Genomic DNA, 16,938 nt, shown 5'->3' on the forward strand with positions numbered 1-16,938 from the left:
CCCGCCGCACATCCGCCGCGCGCCGGCGGCGCCGTTCCTCACCGCCGGCCTTGCCCTCCTGCATGTCCGGGCAGCATGGCCCTTCGCTTCCCCCCGGGTGGACCGGCGCCCGCTCCTGCAGCCGACGCATTGGCAGGACCAGCTCGGGGCCACGCGGCTTCGCGGTGGAGCGCCGCTCGCTCATGGCGTCTCCGTCTCTCCTGTGGTGGCGCCCGCGCCGGGGCCCGCGCCCAGGTCGGCCCCGGTCATGGGGTCGGCATCGGGATCGGAGAGGGTGCGGGCCGCCATCGCATCCAGGGCGGCCTGCTGGGCTTCGCTGAGCACCACCGCCGCGGTGCCGTCGCCGCCGTCCACCGCCGACTGCGCTTCGCGGTCGCTGACCACCTCCCACTGCGGTCCCGAGTTCCAGGGGCCGGTGAGGTTGCCGGTGCCCTGGGACATGTCGAAATACAGATCGGTGAAGGCAGGATCGCCGGGCAGACGGCCCGGGGGGAAGTTCGGCCGGATCGCGTACAGCGCCTTCTCGAACGACTTCTGGTGCGCCACTTCGCGCGTCATCAGGAAGGTCAGCGCGTCCTTGATGCCGGGATCATCGGTGACCGAGATGAGCCGTTCGTACACCATCTTGGCGCGCGCCTCGGCGGCGATGTTCGAGCGCAGGTCCGCGGTGGGTTCGCCGATGGTGTCGATGTAGGCGGCCGACCACGGCACGCCGCTGGAATTCACCAGCGCCGGACCGTTGCCGTAGAGGATCGCCTCGGTCTGGCTGGTGCTGTTGCCCGTCAGGGTGCGCATCTCGGCGGTCTCTTCCATGCCCTCTGCCAGTTCGCCCTTTGCACCCTTGTTGAGCATCGCGATGATCGACCCGATGATCTCCAGGTGGCTCAGCTCCTCGGTGGCGATGTCGTAGAGCATGTCCTTGCGCCCGGCATCGTCTTCGGCCAGCGCCTGGGTGAAGTAGCGCATGGCTGCCGCCAGTTCGCCTTGCGGGCCGCCGAACTGTTCCAGCATCAGCGTCGCCAGCTTCGGATCGGGGCGCTCGACGTGCACGGTGTACTGCAGTCGCTTGTTATGCATGAACATGGAGCATTCCTGTCGGGAGCGGATGGGTCGTTCCACCCTAGCGACCCGGGAGAAAGAGGCCATCAGTTTCGCGGCCCGCCGCCGTGCACAAATCATTGATACTTGCAGACGCATCGAGATCGTGTGGTGCGTGCAGGCCGGCCTGCTGCGCTGCGTGCGGTTCGGATCCGCGCGCATCGATCGGCGCTTGCTTCGGAGACGACACCGCGAACGCCGCCGACCGCCTCGGCCAACCAGGCCATGCCGGCGGATGCGCAGCATCGGTGGCGCGCCTGCGAGGGCGTCGATCACGGCCCGCTGGCCCGCGCGCGGCCTGGCAACGCCGCATCACGCGAAAGACGGCACGCCCTGGACAGCGCGCACGTCAGCCTTGGGATCCCGTTCCCGTCTTGCGCGCTCTGACCGCGCGATAGAACTCGTGTGCCGCGGGCAGCAGACACAGGGCCACGCCAGGCACGATCAGCAGCGGCCAGGTCAGGCCGCGCACGGGCGGCGCGCGCCTGATCCAGCCACCTTGTTCCACCCCCTGCGAAATGGCACCGCCCAGCAGGATCCAAGGCGCGATGTCCAGGACGCTGTGGAGATGCTGCTCGGCCGGAGAGAGATGCCGCTTGAGATAGGCGGACTTGGTATCCAGGTAACTGACCGCAGCGTGGCATGCCGTCATCACCAGAAGAAGGACATACATCGGCCAGGTCGGCTGCAGCAGCAGCCATACGCCCAGCGCCGCCAGCGCGATACCGAGCTGGAGCAGATGGAGCGAGGACTCGGCCAGACCCGACGTCGTCGCCAGGCTGGTGCGCCGGTGGCAGCGAAAGTCGGCGAAGCCCGCCGCCAGCCAGATCAGATAGATGCAATAGAGCAGGCGATCACTCATGCCGCCCGCTCCTGCGCTCACAACGATGCAGGGACAGGCGCGCCTCCTTCAGCGCATCGTACGCCTGCACGTCCCATTCCGGCGCACCTTCGAGAAACGCAATCACCCCGCCGGCCGCAAAAGTCGCCGGCGACAGGTCCATCGCATGGATGCGCAGCCTGAATTCCGGCCGCGACTGTGCGATGTCGCTCAACGTGCACAGAACACGCCGCAGCAGCTCGCGCCGCCCGCAGGGCTCCATGGATCGCAGCTGGTAGGCGCGGATGGCCGCGGTTTCCGGATTGTCGATCACCTCGACTCCTCCCCTGGCGCGCAGCTTCGCCTGGGCGGCGAAGCTGCGCGTCAACGACGCTAGCCCCGTGGCTCAGCGTCGATTGCCACCGCCACTGGACTGGCCACCCTTGCGTCCAGCCTCCGCAGCCTCCTCGCTGTTGAACTCGTGCGCGGTGCCCTTCTCGTGCGCGGCCTTGCCGCCCTTGCTGCCCGCCTCGGCCGCTTCTTCGCTGGTGAATTCATGCGCGGTGCCACGCTCGTGCGCGACCTTGCCTCCCTTGCTGCCGGCTTCAGCCGCTTCTTCGCTGCTGAACTCGTGCGCATTGCCGCTTTCATGGGAGGCGCGTCCGCCCTTCGAGGCGATCTCACGCTGCTTGTCTTCATCCATCGACGCAAAGCCGCGGTTGGAGCCTTCGTTCTGATTCTGGTTAGCCATGGTGATGTTCACCTGATGAACGACGCCAAGTGCGTCATGGGGCTCTACGCAGTTGTCGTGCCAACGCCTGCAGGCCCCGTGGTTGCGGGCGCTGCCTGCGGTTCGCCCGGCAGGCCATCGCGAAACGCCGGAAATTTCTTCGCGCCCCGCGTGCAGGTGTTTCCGTGTCCTGCCGCATCCCGTTCGGGGAAAGAAGTCAAAGGCAGGCGCGCGGCTCTCTGTCCCGGTGCGCAGCATCTGCGCGTCCGTGCAGATTCTGCACGGTGCGCTGCTGCGCCAGACGCATGCCTGCCCCGCCCGCGATGGCCGCGATCCGCTTGCGACAACGGGGAATTCCGGTGTTTCCTGCGGTCGCCATGGCCAAGGCGAAGATGGGCCCGATTGTTGCTAACGCTTTTCGGCAACCGACGAGAAGGAGCATCCAATGAGAACCATCAAGGCCAGCCGCTCGCTGCTGTTCGTGGACGACGACACGACCCTGTCATCGCTGGTCGGCGAATACTTCGAGCAGCGCGGCTACGAGGTCGACTACGCCTCCGATGGCCTGTCAGGGTTCAGACTGGGCAGCGCGCGCCACTACGACGTGGTCGTCTCGGACGTGAAGATGCCCAGAATGGATGGGCTGGCGATGTGCCGCGCGCTCAAGCGCAGCGCGTATGGACGGGTCCCGGTGCTGCTGCTGAGCTGCTCGGGACAGGCACAGGAGCGCATCCTGGGCCTGCAGGCCGGCGCTGACGACTTCGTTCCCAAGCCTTTCGCCATCCAGGAGCTGGAGGCGAGGGTCAAGGCGCTGATCCAGCGCACGCGCGGACTCGTGCAGGGCACGCAGCTGCAGGTGGCCGAGCTCAGGCTCGACGTGTCCAACAGGATCGCGCTCAGGGGGCAGGCGCGGATCAAGCTCACGCCGGTGCAGACACAGCTGCTTTCGATCCTGATGTTGGCCTCCCCCGCCGTCGTGTCCAGGTCCGAACTGGAGCGCACCGTCTGGGGCAGCGACATGCCGGACTCGGACACGCTGAGGAGCCATATCCATTGCCTGCGCAAGCTGGTCGATCGTCCCTTCGAGCAGAAGATGATCCATAGCGTCACCAACCGGGGCTACCGCCTGCTCGAGCCGATCAGGGCGCGCGCGGAGCGCGTCGCGTGTCTCGCGATGGGCGCCTGACCGGAGGTGTCGCATGGACGAAGCCACTTATCGGGAACGGGTCGCGCGGATGGCACACCAGATCTGGGAGGCCGAAGGCCGTCCCGACGGCCGCGCGGACAGGCACTGGATCATGGCCTGCCGCCTGGTGGACGCCGAACTGCGCGTCGAGCACGGCGACGCGGAACCGCCTGGCGACCATCCGGCAGACGGCGCCGGTGAGCGCGTCCGTTCGTGATCCTCACGACCCGGCCCAGGGCATGCCGCCGCGTGAGGCCTTGACCCTTCTTCCGCATGGACCGCCGCCCATTCCCGTTGCGAGGCGCATCAGATGAACACATCGCGTGGCAGACAGCCCGATCCTGGCGCTAGGCCGGAAAAGATCGAACTCACCGAGGAGTGGGAGCTCATCTACTGGACGCAGCATTTCGATACCGACGAACAGACGCTGCGCGCGGCGATCGAGGAAACCGGGAACATTCCCGACCAGGTCAAGCGGCATCTGGAAAGCAGGCGGTAGGGCGCGGGCAGCGCCCGCAGCCGAACCGCCGTCGCCAGCCCTAGCGTGAAGCCGGACTCGTCTCAACGCCCGCGCTCTGGTCGGTCTCCGGCGGCGGTGGCCTGGCGCCGCGCGCGCGGTATGAGGGCAGCACGGGCGCATCCGCGGCGGGCGGCGCCGCCTCGAGCCGGCGGATATGGCGCTTCATCTCGGCGATCTCCCGCACCTGCGCGTCGATGATGCGATCGGCCAGCAGGCGAACTTCGGGATCACGGATCCGCGCCCGCTCGCTGGTCATGATGGCGATGGAGTGATGCGGGATCATCGCCCGCATGTAGCTGACATCGCCCACCGTGCGCTGGCTGCGCACCATCCATAGCGCCAGCGCGAAGACCGCGACCGCCGCGACACAGATGCCGATGTTCACGCCGCGGCGCGGATACATGCGCCACATGAAGGCCAGCATGACCAGCGCCATGGTCGCGCCCATGACCAGCGCCATCCACAGGCGCGTCTGGCTGAATTCCATGTGCTCCAGCACGAACGTGTTGAGGTACATCAGGCCGAACATGACCACGGTGGACGTGGCGATCATGGCCGCGAATCGGGAATAGCCCATCGCGTTCATCGGACGCTCCGGATGCCAGGAACGCAGCCAACCTAGTCCTGCGATCGTCAACATCGGATCATGAAAGGCCGCCGCCGCGATGGGCGAAGTCAAGGACAGCCCCGCCTCGGGCGTCGCGTGACCAAGCCCGCTCTCTGCGGCTCTTCTGACCCAACGAGTATCGCCCTACCCCAGTCACATCTTGAACTTCACTTGCACGAAAAAGCCCCGCCGAAGCGGGGCTTGGTACTCATCGCCGTTACGGGTACACCATGGTCATTTCAAATCCGTATCCGTCCATCAAGTCCCCTTCCTGACTTTCGCACTGCGAAGTCAATGCACAAGCCTCCTGCTTGGTGTACGGAGGACTCCCCGTCAGCGTCGTTTTAATCTCATTATCAATGTGCTCCGTGCACTCGCCCTCAGAATTGCAGGTCTGGTAAAGCTCCCCGCATCCACCTTGAACATGAAGTACGTACGGCGACTGCCTATTGCCGCCGACCCAATGGACGTTGTTGCAATAGACCACATCCTGCCCGACCGGATTTGCGGACGCGTCGAGGTAGATGTAATTGTTTGCCTTGGTCCTGGCAGCCTCGGCGTTAAACGAATAGCCAGCGAACAGGCAAATCCCCACCATCAAAGTCATGATCTTCATGCGCAGCTCCTTGTGCATTGAAAAGACGCTGATCCATTGGCAACCCAAGCCAACGTCAGCCAGGACTCAATAGCACACATCCCTCTTCGCGAGAAGGAGGCCCGTCTTGTCTAAGGAACAAGCGCATTTCGCCCGGGGGGCAACGAGCACCTGGCAAGCCGGTGGCTTGAACTGGTAGCTCGCTAACGCTGGAAGGGACTAGCCGCGATCGACCAACCCCTCGAACGGGAGATGACAGCCGCCGCGAGACCCATCGTTGCGCAGCCTCGCACTCCCTGAAATCGCCGATGAATAGCGCGTCGTCCACCTTGCTCAGGTGGCAGCAGGGTGCCCAGCGGAAGCCTTCGGGGAGGATCATGCCGGCACGTCACCCGCAGCCAGTAGATCACGCCCTCGAACGTCGGGCCGTCGATGCCTTGCCGTTCCATGAGCGAGACCCCAGGTCCAACCGCTCGGCGATGCCCTGGGGGCCGATGTCTCCGGCGCGATTGATGAGCACCACGACAGTTCGTCGCAAAGCGGGGACATGGCGGAGGTATCCCGTAAAGCCCGCCGTTCCGCCGCCATGCCCCACCACCTGGCCACCATCGGCCAGCTCCCAACCCGCGCCCCAGCCGGCTGAACCACCGTCGGCAAGCCGCGTGTCACGCCACATCTCATGCAGCGGCCCGGCGGGCAGCAGTTTGCCCTGGTCCAAGGCGACGGCGAAACGCGCCATGTCGTCGATGCTGGCAAGCAATCCACCGGCGGCCCAGGCCGAGCCAGGGGCGGTAATGGGTGGGTCGAGCCAACGGCCATCCTGGTAGAGATGACCCTGGGCAATGAGACGGCGATCGCCTGCGCGACGCGGGCCGGCATCCCGCATCTTCAGTGGGCCCAGGATTTCGTCCTGCAGGAATTGCCAATAGTCCGCACCAGTCACCCGCTCAATGGCGAGCCCGAGCAGGATGTAGTTGGTGTTGGAGTAGGCGTGTCGTGTCCCCGGCGCGAAGTCGAGAGGCGCTTGCGCGACCATCGCCAGCAGTTCCCGCGGCGTGGGATCCGTCGGCATCAGTTCAAGGAAGTTTCCCTCGTTGAGGTAGTTCGGGACGCCGGACGTGTGGCTGAGCAGCCTGGAGAGTGCGATCGGCTGCCACGCCGCAGGCAAGTCGTCCACGTAGCGGCCGATGGGAGCATCCACATCGAGCAGGCCACGCTGTCGAAGCCGGAACACCAGCAGGGCGGTGAAGACCTTGGTGATGGAACCCAGCTCGAACACGGTATGGCGGTCGACCGGCGCATCGCTGGCATCGTTGCGCCGCCCCGCCGTCGCCAATGCGGTCACCCGTCCCCGGTCCACCAGGACCGCGGCCATTCCCGGCTGATGTTCCGCCTTCAGAAGGTCGGACAGGGAGTGGCTTCTTGCCGACGGTTGGCCGCCTCCACGTGCGCCAAACAGGGCAAGCCCAGCCCCTGCGCCGAGCAGTGCGGTACACAAGCGACGTCGTGTCGGGTCATTCCGCATCGGCAGAAGGTTTGCGGTCCGCTTGCTCGAATATTCGTCGGAGTTCGACTTGGTGCCCGGAGCCGGAATCGAACCGGCAAGGGATTGCTCCCGGCGGATTTTAAGTCCGATGCGTCTACCAGTTTCGCCATCCGGGCAGGACGGTGCGCAGGCTAGCAGGAACCCCACCTCGCACGCACGCGGTTCGGCGCGCTTGGGAGCCGCCAAAAACGAACAGGGCCCTGTTTCCAGGGCCCTGTCGTCGGCCGGCGGGGCCGGCGGTGTTTGGAGCGGGAAACGAGTCATGCACTAGAGCGCTAAGTCTCTGTTTCCCAATCACTTTCTCCACTGTGGTGATCAGCGAAGAACTCAATTATAGCCTTGTTTTTCGCCCTCGGCAACAAAGTTCATCCAACCACTTCCACCAGCGTCCAAGGATGATCCATCCACCCGTCGTTACGCCTGATGCGTCCAGCTGCTGAGCGGGTTCGCTATCGAACTCCAACTTGCGACGATCATGACTTGCGCTCGCTCCGCAGGCAGCGCGGGGTGGTGTCGCGTGGACTACCTGGCACCTGGACGGCTGTAGGACACAACCGCCGGCATCGGAACACCGCAAGTACTCATCTTTACATCGCTGCGGCTAACTTCGCCGGAGCGCAACGCGGCGCCAGTGTAGTGGCAGCCAGCCTCAACGAAGGCGTGCAGCAATCCGGTTCATCTGCTCGATCTCCGCGCGCTGGCCATCGGAAATCGCTTGGCATAGGTTGACGAGTTCCGGATCTGAGAGCTGCGCCTCGCGGCACATGAGGATCGCTCCCGAATGGTGCGGGACCATAGACGCGATGAACTGTCGATCGCCGATTCCGGTTTGAGCACGGGTAGCGGCAAAAGAACCGAGTGTGAGAACGGCAAACAAGCCGTACAGCACGAGATTGAGCCGCCGGTTTGGAAACATGCCGGGCATTGTCGCTAGCATGAAGATGCCCATTGGCGCCCACATAGTGACCGCCATGTAGAGCATGTTGAGATTGTTTCTGAAGTCCCTGGCGCCGTCGATCATGCTGAACATTACGAAGTACATGACGACGAGGCCCAACACCATGTTCACCCAGAACTTGGCGTATGGTCGGCCGTGCTTACCCATCTGACCGGATGTGTGATGTTGATGTTCATGGGAATGTTCAGCCATCTCCGTCTCCTATGTGCTGGGGCAACCTGGCAGGGTCACTGGTACTGCGGCAGATACTTTGTCGATATATCAGCATGTGGAGCGATGCATCACTAACCGCTGATTTCCAGTCCCCAACTGGACGTAGGGGCGTCGAACGCTTCAACTCGCTGGTCTTGAACCGTCTGGATATCAGACCATACCAAATCGGTCTTGATGGGCTTTGCGCCACCTATGACGCTGGTACCGTGAGCGCCAATATCGAGCTTGCGTCCTCATCGCTCGATGGGCCGGCAACTGATCGATTCTTGCATATCAAGCAAGACAAGGCCACCTGCGGCGGACGCCAATGGCCTCCTCCGCCTTCGCTTAGGGCATCGCCTCAAGCGTCCGTCGCAGGCCATAACGACACAACAGCCCTTGGGCAAGAAAGGAGCCGGTGATGTAGCGCACCCGAAAGGAGACGAAGACATGCACAAGGACATTTCAACATCAAAGGTGTTCTATCGTCCCATCGAGGCGGCCATCCGATGGGCTGGGTTGCTGCGGTATCTCCCGATGATCCTGGCCACGATCGCGTCACCGCGTGTCCTGCCTCGGTCGCTGAACTGCCCTCGATGGAATGAGTGCCGGCTGCACTCGGAACGTATCTATGACGGCATCCTCAACGGAGAGCTGCCCTACGGCAAGAACGGGATCACGCTCAATGATCCGAACCTGCTCAATTCTCTGGATCTGACTGTTCGCCATGTCGATCTAAAACGCTGGATGCGCACCCACTATCCCGAGCACCGGCCAGGATTTCTGTTCAGCCGTGGCGAACGCATGGCGCATCCTTTCATCACCATGGAAACAGGACAGGCGATCCTCGTGGAGCGGCTGGCCCTTCAGGCCGCGCTTGAACAAGCCCGACGTGAGATGCGAGAACTGCAGGAGCAGCACGACACGCTACTCAAGCAATCCTCGGTGCTGTTGGCATCCAAGCAATGCGAGATCAGCGAACGGGCGGAAACGACCTATCTCAACATCATTGGAGGGATGTTGACGCTGATGCTGAGCCAGTCGCCTTCAGGCGTGCCCTATTCCAGCTTCAAAACGCAGGAGGCCCTTGTCTCTGCATTGGTCGCCCACTACGGCGGCACCATGGGCATCACTGAGCGCACCTTAAACGGAAAGTTCGCCAACGCTAAGAGGTACGTTCGTAGCGCAAGCGCATGAGGTTATCCAGCTTGTATGTGCAATCGCGGAGATTGCATTTGCAATGTCTTTCCGCAGCCAGGTCTATTGAATAGAGGTCACGCCAACAAACGCCACCGAGCGTTCAGGAGTGACCGCCATGTCGCAGACCCCTGTACTCCCGCCGAACGAGCGCCGCATCCTGCGGCTCGATGAAGTCGAAGCGAAGTCCGGCTTCAAACGCGCCCACATCTACAACCTGATGAAGAAGCGCCAGTTCCCTCAGGCGCTGCGCCTGGGCGTGCGCGCTGTCGGCTGGGATTCGATCGAAATCGACCAGTGGATCGCCGAGCGCCTCAACCACCGGACCTGACCCGCTCTCCCGCGGACTTCCCATTCCCAGCCGGAGAGCGCCATGCAGGTCGTGTCCATCATTTCAACGAAGGGCGGCGTCGGCAAGACCACGACGGCCGCCAACCTGGGCGGGCTCGCCGCGGACGCGGGCCTGCGCGTGCTGCTGCTCGATCTCGACGTGCAGCCCACCTTGTCCTCCTACTACGAACTGACCCAGCGCGCGCCGGGCGGCATCTATGAGCTGTTGGCCTTCAACGAGCGCGACCTTGGCCAGCTCGTGTCCCGCACGATCATCGCGGGCCTGGACCTGGTGCTGTCCGACGACCACCGGGGCGAGCTGAACACGTTGTTGCTGCATGCGCCGGATGGCCGCCTGCGGTTGCGGCATCTGCTGCCAGCACTTGCTCCCCTCTACGACCTGGTGCTGATCGACACCCAGGGCGCGCGTTCCGTGCTGCTGGAGATGGCGGTGCTCGCCTCCGATCTCGCGCTGTCGCCCGTCACGCCGGAGATCCTCGCGGCACGCGAGCTGCGGCGCGGCACCATGCAGTTGCTCGAAGACATTGCGCCGTACCGGCACCTGGGCATCGAACCGCCGCCGCTGCACTTGCTCATCAACCGCGTCCACCCGGTGTCCGCCAACGCACGGCTGATCCAGCAGGCCTTGCGCGACCTGTTCCAGGACAGCGCCGGCATCCGCGTGCTCGCCACCGACGTGCCGGCCATAGAAGCGTATCCACGTGCCGCAACGCGCGGCCTGCCGGTGCATCGGGTCGAGCACCGCCAGCCGCCCGGCAGAGTCGCCCCTGCCGCGCTCGACACGATGCGCGCGCTCGCCAGCGAGTTGTTCCCGCAATGGCAGGACCGACTGGCTCAAGTATCCGGCCGCCCGCAGCGACCTCTTGATCCTGGGAGGCCCCATGGCGAACGCACATGAGCTGGCCCGCGGCCACAAGCGGCTGCGCGCCCTGATCGAGTTCGCGGTCGGTGAGGGCTGGCACGTCAAGCGCACGCCGGGCGGGCACCTCAAGTTCACCAAGGCCGGCTGCGCGGCGATCTACACGAGTTCGACAGCGAGTGACCACCGGGCCGAATTGAACGCCCGTGCGCAGATCCGCCGCGCCGAGCGAGAGGCCCGCATGGCGCCGGCCGGCGGTCGTGGGGACTGCGAGGGGTGCGGCCATGGCTGACATGACCTCGCAGGACATGGCAGGCAAGCTGCTCGCGGCCGGCTTCGAGCGCAGCGGCCCAGCGGCTACGGCCTTGAGCGACCCGATCGCGGACACGCCCATGGTCGTGACGCTGGACCAGTTGCGGCCCTACGACCATGACCCGCGCATGAAGCGCAACCCGGCTTACGAGGAAATCAAGGCATCCATCCGCGAGCGCGGCCTGGACGCGGCGCCGGCCATCACGCGCAGGCCCGGCGAGGACCACTACATCATCCGCAACGGCGGCAACACGCGACTGGCGATCCTGCGCGAACTCTGGTCGGAGACCAAGGAAGAACGCTTCTTCCGCATATCGTGCCTGTTCCGACCATGGCCGGAGCGCGGTGAAATCGTCGCGCTGACCGGGCATCTTGCCGAGAACGAACTGCGCGGCGGCCTCACGTTCATCGAGCGCGCGCTCGGCGTCGAGAAAGCACGGGAGTTCTACGAGCAGGAGAGCGGCGCCGCCCTGAGCCAGTCGGAACTGGCCCGCCGCCTGGCGGCCGATGGCTTCCCCGTCCAGCGGTCGCACATCACCCGCATGGCCGACGCGGTGCGCTACCTGCTGCCCGCCATTCCCACTGTGCTCTATGGCGGCCTGGGGCGCCACCAGGTCGAGCGGCTGTCGGTCATGCGCACGGCCTGCAAACGCACCTGGGAGCACTACGCCAAGGACCGTTCGCTGCCGCTGGACTTCGACAGTTTCTTTCAGGAGGTGCTGGCGCAGTTCGACACGCAGGGCGACGAGTTCGCGCCGCAGCGCGTGCAAGACGAGCTGATCGGCCAGATGTCCGAGCTGCTGGGCATCGGCTACGACGTGCTGGCGCTGGACCTGACCGAATCGGAAAGCCGCCACCGGGCGCTGGTCAGTGACCCGACGCCACCTGCGGCGCAGCCGGCGTTGCCTTCGCCCACCGCCGGCACGCCGACTCCGCCGGGCGCAGCATCGTCCATCGCCACGCCTGCAGCGGCGGCCGGTCCTCCACCCGCCAGCCCTCCGGCGTCCGAGCCCACCTTGCGCCACGACGACACGGCGGTTGGCGAAGCGGCCACGGGAAGCCAGCCGGCCGCACCGGGCGATCTGCTTCGCGAGCACATCGTCTCGCCAGCACCGACGACAGAACGGCTCCAATCGATCCAGCGCATGGTCGCCGACCAGTTGGGCGATGCGCTGCCGCCCGACTTCTCGGCGAGCGTGCTGCAGTCCATCCCGGTGCAAGCCGGCGGACTCTATCCGATCTCCGACGTCTGGTACATCGACGCCGGCCTGGACACGCCCGATCGGCTGCGCATCCACATCGCGCAGTTCGCGCGCGAGATCGCCGGGGAGGCAGGCCTGGACGAGTGCATCGAGGATCGCGCCGATGGCATCGGGTTTGCGTGCCGCGCCCGCGGCCAAGCCCCGTCGCCGCTCGGCCGCGCGGTGCTGACGCTGCTCACTTCCCTGACGGGTCAGCCCGTCGCCGAAGCGGGCCTGGACGGCGCGCAGCTCGCCGCCGACCTGCCGACCCTGTTGCACGGCCAGAGCCAAGGCCATGGCAGCGGCGCAAGGCGCTTGAGCGACACGGCGTTGGTCAAGCTCTTTCGGCTGCTGCGCCTCGCCCGGCGTCTGCTGGACCTGGAAGCCGGCACCACGGCGCCCGGGACGTGAGCGAGGGAGGCCGCATGTCCACATCGCATCCGCTCAACCAGGCCGTGATTGCCCAGGCGCTGTATGACCTTCGCAACGGCCAACTGCGCCGCTGCAAGGCCATGGGCTTCGGCGAGGCCGAGCTGGATGCGCTCAAGCACCCCGCGCTGATCAGCGTGCTGGCCAACGCCAGCGTCTCGTGGTGCTCGGTCACGGTCAACCGCGAAGTGCTGCAGCGCCTGCTCAACCAGGCACAGGACGTGGAGAAGGAAATCGCCACGGTCGATCGCATGCTGCGGCTGGGGGCCAGCACGGAGATGGTCAGCCGCTTCTATGGCCTGACCCATCAGGAAGTCGCCCTGCGGCGGGAGATCCTCGGCCTGCCCAAGCGCAAGGGGCGCCACCCCGTCCTGGACGAGACCCAGGACACCGAACTGTGGCGGCAATGGAAAGCCGTGACCAGCAGCAGGAACGTCGATCTGGAGGACGAGACCTCGATTCTCGATGCGGCCATGGACCTGGCCGAGGGCATGTCGCTGCCGCTCTCGGTGGTCTGGGCCGCGATCAGGAACTGGGTCGATCAGGGATTGGGCTAGGCCATGGCCGTGGACGACACCGCCCCACGAGCCCAGCGCCCTGGCCCCATCGCACTCGCCGACCTGTTCGACGCTGCGCTGAAGGACCTCGCGCCCAAGTCCAGCTCTGGCGCTCCCGCGTCCCTGCCTGCTCCAACGCCCACGCCTCCTACGTCCGGCGACGCCTTCCTGTTCAGTGGCAATCGGCACGAGAGCGTGCCGCGGCGGCTGTTCCTCGACCGCCGCCTGACACCGCTGGAGCGCAACGCCTGGCAGGTGTTCCGATTGATGCTCAACGACGATGGCGTCACGGCATTTCCCACCTATGAGCAGTTGCGCCCCTGGCTGGCGTCGATGCCCTGCGCAGGCCAGGCCTCCCATGAGACCGTGGCGCGGGCGCTGACGCTGCTGCGCCTGACGCGCTGGCTGAGCCTCGTGCGACGACGGCGCGACCCCAAGACCGGTCGCATCCTCGGCAACCTCTACGTCCTGCACGACGAACCGCTGACGCCGTTCGAGGCGATGCAACTCGACGCCGACTACCTGGCCCTGGTCAGCCAGTCGCTGGGGCATTCGGCCAAGGCCGTCCAGGTGGTGGGACTCAACACCCTCCAGGAGATCGCGGACGACCCGATGCTGTCCGGACGCACCTTGCCGTCGCGGCTGCAAGTGCTCGCCGAGCGCCTGGCCGACCAGGGCATCACCGCCTCCGAAAGTTATCCACAGGAGGATGCGGTCCACGATTCCGAAGAAGGGCCCGCGAGCCTTCTTCGGAATGGCGATCGCCCATCTTCGGAATCCGAAGCAGGGCCGAAACCCGCGCCAGACGGCGCTCTTCGGAATTCGAAGCAGGACCGTACAGTACGTAGTAGTCGTATTGATGAAGTACGTACTACCGCGCAGGCGCGTGCGCTGGGCGACCTGCAATGGCCCAAGCGCTTCGCGGAACTGAAGGCGGAACAGCAGGCCGGAGCCAAGATGGCGTTGCAGCAGGTGGACGCTGCCCTGCGGCAGGCCGTGCTGGACGAATGGGCCGCACGGTGCGGCAAGCATGGCATCCGCAACCCCGCCGGTTATCTGTTCGGCATCATCCAGCGCGCCATGCGCGGCGAGTTCAATGCCTGGGCCAAGCAGACCGGCCCGGCACCGCCAACACCATCGGCGGCGCGAGCGCCACCAACCGAGCCGCCGCGCAACGTCGTGCCGCCCGAGGTGGCCCGGCAGCACATCGAGCGCCTGCGCGATCTGCTGCGCAAATCCTGAGCACAGGGCTTGTCAAAGCCGTGAAGTAGATCTCCATGGCGGTCGGCAGAAACGGTCCCCTGGGGACGGCTGTGCGGTGAAGCGCCGGGCGACGGCGCGACATGCTGCGCAAAACCTGAGTAGAGCGCATGCAAGACCATGAAGCAGACCTCCATGGCGCTCAACGGAACGGTCCCCTGGGGACGGCTGCGCGGCGAAGGATCGTGTCGAACGGCAGCGCGACGTGCGGTGCAGCACGCATACCGTCAACAACCGAGGACGGGAACGCCGATGTGAGTGCCCATCTGCGGAGCGGTCCCCAGGGGACCGTTGCGCGCTGCGCCGCCAGCGCGCACAGAACCGGGGGTCGGCTCATTTCGGTTTGTTGACTGACTGCCTTCCGCTGCATGCGGATGCTGGCGGCTCCCTGTCCACCAGCGAGCGATCACCATGGCAACCAGCAACGAACCATTGCAACTCAACCTCGGCTCCCTGCGCAGCGCGATGTCGCTGACGCTGCACACCCACCACGCCTCGCGCATCTGGCATGGCCGCGCCGCCGCCGAGGGGCGACCCGGCATCGTCGGCCTGAACGGCTACATCGCCGTGATGAACAAGATGAAGCGCGGCTCGGAGCAGGACGACCCGTACAGCGACTGGTGGATGTTGCGCATCGAGGAAAAGCTCGACCAGACCAGGACCACGTTGCAATCGCTGCGCGAGCAGGTTGACCAGGCACTGGCCGGCGTGCCTGCGGCGTTGAGCCTGGGTGAGAACCTCAACGTGCAGCCGGTGAAGCTCCCCTTGTTCGTGAACGCGCAGCTCGGCTTTGCCGCCGTCTATCTGCTGGCCGACTACGACGACATCGCCCGCAAGCTGATCCTCGCCCACCACACCGCGCTGATCGATCGCTCGACGTTGGAGCGCTGGCTCAACGAAGGTGCCCACGCGCTGCGCAGCCTGTTCAGCCTGGCCCAGCAATACCGCTACTCGGGCTGCACCCGCGACGACTTCGCGGCCAAGAACGCCGCAGCTCGGGCAGCATTGGAGAAGTTCGGCGAACTGCCGCAGGACGTGCTCGAAGGCATGCGCCGCTCGAAGTTTGCGCCGCCCGTCGTGCGCCGTGGTCTGCAACAGCGTGGTGATAGCGCTGCCGCAGCCGCATCTCCCACCGACGAAGGCGCTGCCGCCGATTCGGCCGAGGCCAAGTCCACAGCCGCCGGCGAGGACGAACCGGCATGAGCGACCCGAACCGCGAACCGCGCTACTTCCGTCGTCTGGAACAGCCAGCCTTCATGCGGCTGGAACACGCGGCCTCTCTAAAAGGCCTTTTAAAGCCTTTTAAAGGTAAAGGGGACTTCGAGGCCTGGGCCAGCCAGTGCTTCGCCATGCGCGACGAGTTGATTGCCCTGGCGCAGCGACAGGTGCTGCCACAGGCGTGCGGGCATCCCTTCCACCTGCTTCCCGTCGAGCTGGCCCAGCAGACCACTGGCGCAGGCACGACCTTTCTTCGCTGGCGCAAGCACGATCGATCGGCCATGGGCGTGGCGTTGTGGCAGGAGCTGATGGCGAGCCCCAGCACGCCGGTCAACCTGCTGCACGACCTGCACGAGATCGAACTGCAGCGCGTCATGCTGAACATGCAGATCAGCCTGCTGCACACCCTGGGCAGGCAAGCACAGGAATGCGCCAGCAAGGCCGCGCAGGCGGACAACACCTACCTGCGCCGGCTCGCGTCCGTTCCTGCCGCAGTGCGCGATCGGTGATTGCGCCTGCCATCCGAGCACGCGCCCGAGCCCAACGAGGCACGGGTATTTCAACCACCACGGAGATTCCAACATGAGCACACAATTCATCGGCGAGGGCAACATCGGATCGCCTCCCGAGTACCGCGAATTCCCCAATGGCAACGACGATCCTCGCCGGTTGCTCCGGCTGAACGTGTACTTCGACAACCCCGTCCCCACCAAGGGCGGCGAGTTCGAGGACCGCGGCGGCTTCTGGGCGCCGGTGGAACTCTGGCACCACGACGCCGACCGCTGGCAGCAGCTCTACCAGAAGGGCATGCGGGTGCTGGTCGTCGGCCGCATGGAGCGCGACCCCTGGACGGACAACGAAGATCAGCCGCGTGAGACTTGGCAGGTCAACGCGCGCAGTGTCGGCATCCTGCCGTACCGCATCGAGTCTGTGGCCCTCAGCCCGAAGCCACAGGAGGCAGAGCCGAAGCCCCAGGCCACCCAGGAATCGACGGCGCCGAAAGAGACCAAGCGCAGGAAGTGATCGGGCATGGAGGGCGGCTGCCGCAGTGCTTCGCCGCCCTCCATGCGCTGCGAATTATCCCCAGGGGATAGCTCCACCAACGTCCACCGAGTTCCACGCGCGCTCCCGGAAATCGCGGCTCTCGGCCCGCACACTTCCGGCCACGCACCTTCCCCGCACTCGCCATTTCATCGGCGTGAAAGCGGTCGCTGCCGCATGCGGCTTGTTTGCTGCTGCCAGGGGCTGCGCTCGGCATCCTC

Annotated in this window: 21 protein-coding genes and 1 tRNA gene; 13 read left to right on the forward strand and 9 right to left on the reverse strand. The window is 65.5% G+C overall.

The window, feature by feature from the left end; genetic code table 11:
* Positions 1–180: 180 nt before the first annotated feature.
* The 4 genes from LAJ50_RS11640 to LAJ50_RS11655 all read right to left on the reverse strand — a co-directional run bounded on the left by LAJ50_RS11640 (position 181) and on the right by LAJ50_RS11655 (position 2,669).
* Positions 181–1,083 carry a manganese catalase family protein gene (locus LAJ50_RS11640; protein ID WP_130553189.1) on the reverse strand — a complete coding sequence of 301 codons (903 nt, stop codon included), beginning with the start codon at positions 1,081–1,083 and terminating at the stop codon, positions 181–183.
* Positions 1,084–1,447: 364 nt separating this feature from the next.
* Positions 1,448–1,960, reverse strand: coding sequence for a hypothetical protein (locus LAJ50_RS11645; protein ID WP_138651595.1), 513 nt, complete (start codon positions 1,958–1,960; stop codon positions 1,448–1,450).
* Positions 1,953–2,306 (reverse strand): hypothetical protein, encoded by a 354-nt coding sequence (locus LAJ50_RS11650; protein ID WP_138651593.1) that lies wholly within the window; start codon positions 2,304–2,306, stop codon positions 1,953–1,955. The genes LAJ50_RS11645 and LAJ50_RS11650 overlap by 8 nt, the downstream gene beginning before the upstream one ends.
* 18 nt (positions 2,307–2,324) lie before the next feature.
* Complete coding sequence (locus LAJ50_RS11655) at positions 2,325–2,669, reverse strand: KGG domain-containing protein (RefSeq protein WP_138651630.1); 345 nt, start codon at positions 2,667–2,669, stop codon at positions 2,325–2,327.
* Positions 2,670–3,093: 424 nt separating this feature from the next.
* Between LAJ50_RS11655 and LAJ50_RS11660 the strand changes: the two genes are divergently transcribed.
* The 3 genes from LAJ50_RS11660 (at position 3,094) to LAJ50_RS11670 (ending at position 4,333) form a co-directional block, all read left to right on the forward strand.
* Entirely contained in the window at positions 3,094–3,834 is a 741-nt protein-coding gene (locus LAJ50_RS11660; protein WP_138651591.1) for a response regulator transcription factor, read from the forward strand.
* A 13-nt stretch (positions 3,835–3,847) separates the two neighbouring features.
* Positions 3,848–4,051 carry a DUF2934 domain-containing protein gene (locus tag LAJ50_RS11665; RefSeq protein ID WP_138651589.1) on the forward strand — a complete coding sequence of 68 codons (204 nt, stop codon included), beginning with the start codon at positions 3,848–3,850 and terminating at the stop codon, positions 4,049–4,051.
* Positions 4,052–4,144: 93 nt separating this feature from the next.
* Entirely contained in the window at positions 4,145–4,333 is a 189-nt protein-coding gene (locus tag LAJ50_RS11670) for a DUF3606 domain-containing protein (RefSeq protein WP_130553195.1), read from the forward strand.
* Between the two features lie 40 nt (positions 4,334–4,373).
* Here the strand turns inward: LAJ50_RS11670 and LAJ50_RS11675 are convergent, their stop codons facing one another.
* From LAJ50_RS11675 to LAJ50_RS11695, 5 genes are all read right to left on the reverse strand, one after another.
* Positions 4,374–4,907: a DUF305 domain-containing protein gene (locus tag LAJ50_RS11675; protein WP_224096310.1), complete on the reverse strand. Its 534-nt coding sequence runs from the start codon at positions 4,905–4,907 to the stop codon at positions 4,374–4,376.
* A gap of 271 nt (positions 4,908–5,178) precedes the next feature.
* Entirely contained in the window at positions 5,179–5,577 is a 399-nt protein-coding gene (locus LAJ50_RS11680) for a hypothetical protein (RefSeq protein WP_138651587.1), read from the reverse strand.
* Positions 5,578–5,962: 385 nt separating this feature from the next.
* Entirely contained in the window at positions 5,963–7,081 is a 1,119-nt protein-coding gene (locus LAJ50_RS11685) for a serine hydrolase domain-containing protein (protein WP_138651585.1), read from the reverse strand.
* A 50-nt stretch (positions 7,082–7,131) separates the two neighbouring features.
* Positions 7,132–7,218 (reverse strand) — tRNA-Leu (locus LAJ50_RS11690).
* A gap of 533 nt (positions 7,219–7,751) precedes the next feature.
* Entirely contained in the window at positions 7,752–8,252 is a 501-nt protein-coding gene (locus tag LAJ50_RS11695) for a DUF305 domain-containing protein (RefSeq protein ID WP_003098996.1), read from the reverse strand.
* Positions 8,253–8,702: 450 nt separating this feature from the next.
* Here LAJ50_RS11695 and LAJ50_RS11700 point away from each other — a divergent pair, with 450 nt between their 5' ends.
* The 10 genes from LAJ50_RS11700 to LAJ50_RS11745 all read left to right on the forward strand — a co-directional run bounded on the left by LAJ50_RS11700 (position 8,703) and on the right by LAJ50_RS11745 (position 16,699).
* Positions 8,703–9,449, forward strand: coding sequence for a hypothetical protein (locus LAJ50_RS11700; RefSeq protein WP_003098991.1), 747 nt, complete (start codon positions 8,703–8,705; stop codon positions 9,447–9,449).
* Between the two features lie 118 nt (positions 9,450–9,567).
* Positions 9,568–9,780 carry an AlpA family transcriptional regulator gene (locus tag LAJ50_RS11705; RefSeq protein WP_003090093.1) on the forward strand — a complete coding sequence of 71 codons (213 nt, stop codon included), beginning with the start codon at positions 9,568–9,570 and terminating at the stop codon, positions 9,778–9,780.
* 42 nt (positions 9,781–9,822) lie between these two features.
* Positions 9,823–10,698 carry a ParA family protein gene (locus LAJ50_RS11710; RefSeq protein WP_003098988.1) on the forward strand — a complete coding sequence of 292 codons (876 nt, stop codon included), beginning with the start codon at positions 9,823–9,825 and terminating at the stop codon, positions 10,696–10,698.
* On the forward strand, positions 10,682–10,951 hold the full coding sequence (locus LAJ50_RS11715) for a hypothetical protein (protein ID WP_003050422.1): 270 nt from the start codon (positions 10,682–10,684) through the stop codon (positions 10,949–10,951). Before LAJ50_RS11710 ends, LAJ50_RS11715 begins: the two co-directional genes overlap by 17 nt.
* Positions 10,944–12,623: a ParB family protein gene (locus LAJ50_RS11720; protein ID WP_004350508.1), complete on the forward strand. Its 1,680-nt coding sequence runs from the start codon at positions 10,944–10,946 to the stop codon at positions 12,621–12,623. Before LAJ50_RS11715 ends, LAJ50_RS11720 begins: the two co-directional genes overlap by 8 nt.
* Before the next feature lie 14 nt (positions 12,624–12,637).
* A complete protein-coding gene (locus LAJ50_RS11725; protein WP_003090097.1) occupies positions 12,638–13,198 on the forward strand; it encodes a DUF2857 domain-containing protein in 561 nt (186 codons plus the stop codon).
* Between the two features lie 3 nt (positions 13,199–13,201).
* The gene (locus LAJ50_RS11730) at positions 13,202–14,440 is read left to right on the forward strand and encodes an STY4528 family pathogenicity island replication protein (protein WP_003116837.1); all 1,239 of its coding nucleotides are present in this window, start codon (positions 13,202–13,204) and stop codon (positions 14,438–14,440) included.
* A 429-nt stretch (positions 14,441–14,869) separates the two neighbouring features.
* A complete protein-coding gene (locus tag LAJ50_RS11735; RefSeq protein ID WP_003116836.1) occupies positions 14,870–15,661 on the forward strand; it encodes a PFL_4669 family integrating conjugative element protein in 792 nt (263 codons plus the stop codon).
* Positions 15,658–16,185 carry a DUF3158 family protein gene (locus LAJ50_RS11740; RefSeq protein ID WP_003098978.1) on the forward strand — a complete coding sequence of 176 codons (528 nt, stop codon included), beginning with the start codon at positions 15,658–15,660 and terminating at the stop codon, positions 16,183–16,185. Before LAJ50_RS11735 ends, LAJ50_RS11740 begins: the two co-directional genes overlap by 4 nt.
* Before the next feature lie 73 nt (positions 16,186–16,258).
* Entirely contained in the window at positions 16,259–16,699 is a 441-nt protein-coding gene (locus LAJ50_RS11745; RefSeq protein WP_003098976.1) for a single-stranded DNA-binding protein, read from the forward strand.
* Positions 16,700–16,938 lie beyond the last annotated feature (239 nt).

This window comes from Pseudoxanthomonas sp. X-1 (genome assembly GCF_020042665.1).
Taxonomy (GTDB): domain Bacteria; phylum Pseudomonadota; class Gammaproteobacteria; order Xanthomonadales; family Xanthomonadaceae; genus Pseudoxanthomonas_A; species Pseudoxanthomonas_A spadix_A.

Coding starts and splice junctions, on each gene's coding strand:
- LAJ50_RS11640 (WP_130553189.1), bottom strand. CDS start 1,083: ATGTTCATGCATAACAAGCGACTGCAGTACACCGTGCACGTCGAGCGC.
- LAJ50_RS11645 (WP_138651595.1), bottom strand. CDS start 1,960: ATGAGTGATCGCCTGCTCTATTGCATCTATCTGATCTGGCTGGCGGCG.
- LAJ50_RS11655 (WP_138651630.1), bottom strand. CDS start 2,669: ATGGCTAACCAGAATCAGAACGAAGGCTCCAACCGCGGCTTTGCGTCG.
- LAJ50_RS11660 (WP_138651591.1), top strand. CDS start 3,094: ATGAGAACCATCAAGGCCAGCCGCTCGCTGCTGTTCGTGGACGACGAC.
- LAJ50_RS11665 (WP_138651589.1), top strand. CDS start 3,848: ATGGACGAAGCCACTTATCGGGAACGGGTCGCGCGGATGGCACACCAG.
- LAJ50_RS11670 (WP_130553195.1), top strand. CDS start 4,145: ATGAACACATCGCGTGGCAGACAGCCCGATCCTGGCGCTAGGCCGGAA.
- LAJ50_RS11675 (WP_224096310.1), bottom strand. CDS start 4,907: ATGATCGCCACGTCCACCGTGGTCATGTTCGGCCTGATGTACCTCAAC.
- LAJ50_RS11680 (WP_138651587.1), bottom strand. CDS start 5,577: ATGAAGATCATGACTTTGATGGTGGGGATTTGCCTGTTCGCTGGCTAT.
- LAJ50_RS11685 (WP_138651585.1), bottom strand. CDS start 7,081: ATGCGGAATGACCCGACACGACGTCGCTTGTGTACCGCACTGCTCGGC.
- LAJ50_RS11695 (WP_003098996.1), bottom strand. CDS start 8,252: ATGGCTGAACATTCCCATGAACATCAACATCACACATCCGGTCAGATG.
- LAJ50_RS11700 (WP_003098991.1), top strand. CDS start 8,703: ATGCACAAGGACATTTCAACATCAAAGGTGTTCTATCGTCCCATCGAG.
- LAJ50_RS11705 (WP_003090093.1), top strand. CDS start 9,568: ATGTCGCAGACCCCTGTACTCCCGCCGAACGAGCGCCGCATCCTGCGG.
- LAJ50_RS11710 (WP_003098988.1), top strand. CDS start 9,823: ATGCAGGTCGTGTCCATCATTTCAACGAAGGGCGGCGTCGGCAAGACC.
- LAJ50_RS11715 (WP_003050422.1), top strand. CDS start 10,682: ATGGCGAACGCACATGAGCTGGCCCGCGGCCACAAGCGGCTGCGCGCC.
- LAJ50_RS11720 (WP_004350508.1), top strand. CDS start 10,944: ATGGCTGACATGACCTCGCAGGACATGGCAGGCAAGCTGCTCGCGGCC.
- LAJ50_RS11725 (WP_003090097.1), top strand. CDS start 12,638: ATGTCCACATCGCATCCGCTCAACCAGGCCGTGATTGCCCAGGCGCTG.
- LAJ50_RS11730 (WP_003116837.1), top strand. CDS start 13,202: ATGGCCGTGGACGACACCGCCCCACGAGCCCAGCGCCCTGGCCCCATC.
- LAJ50_RS11735 (WP_003116836.1), top strand. CDS start 14,870: ATGGCAACCAGCAACGAACCATTGCAACTCAACCTCGGCTCCCTGCGC.
- LAJ50_RS11740 (WP_003098978.1), top strand. CDS start 15,658: ATGAGCGACCCGAACCGCGAACCGCGCTACTTCCGTCGTCTGGAACAG.
- LAJ50_RS11745 (WP_003098976.1), top strand. CDS start 16,259: ATGAGCACACAATTCATCGGCGAGGGCAACATCGGATCGCCTCCCGAG.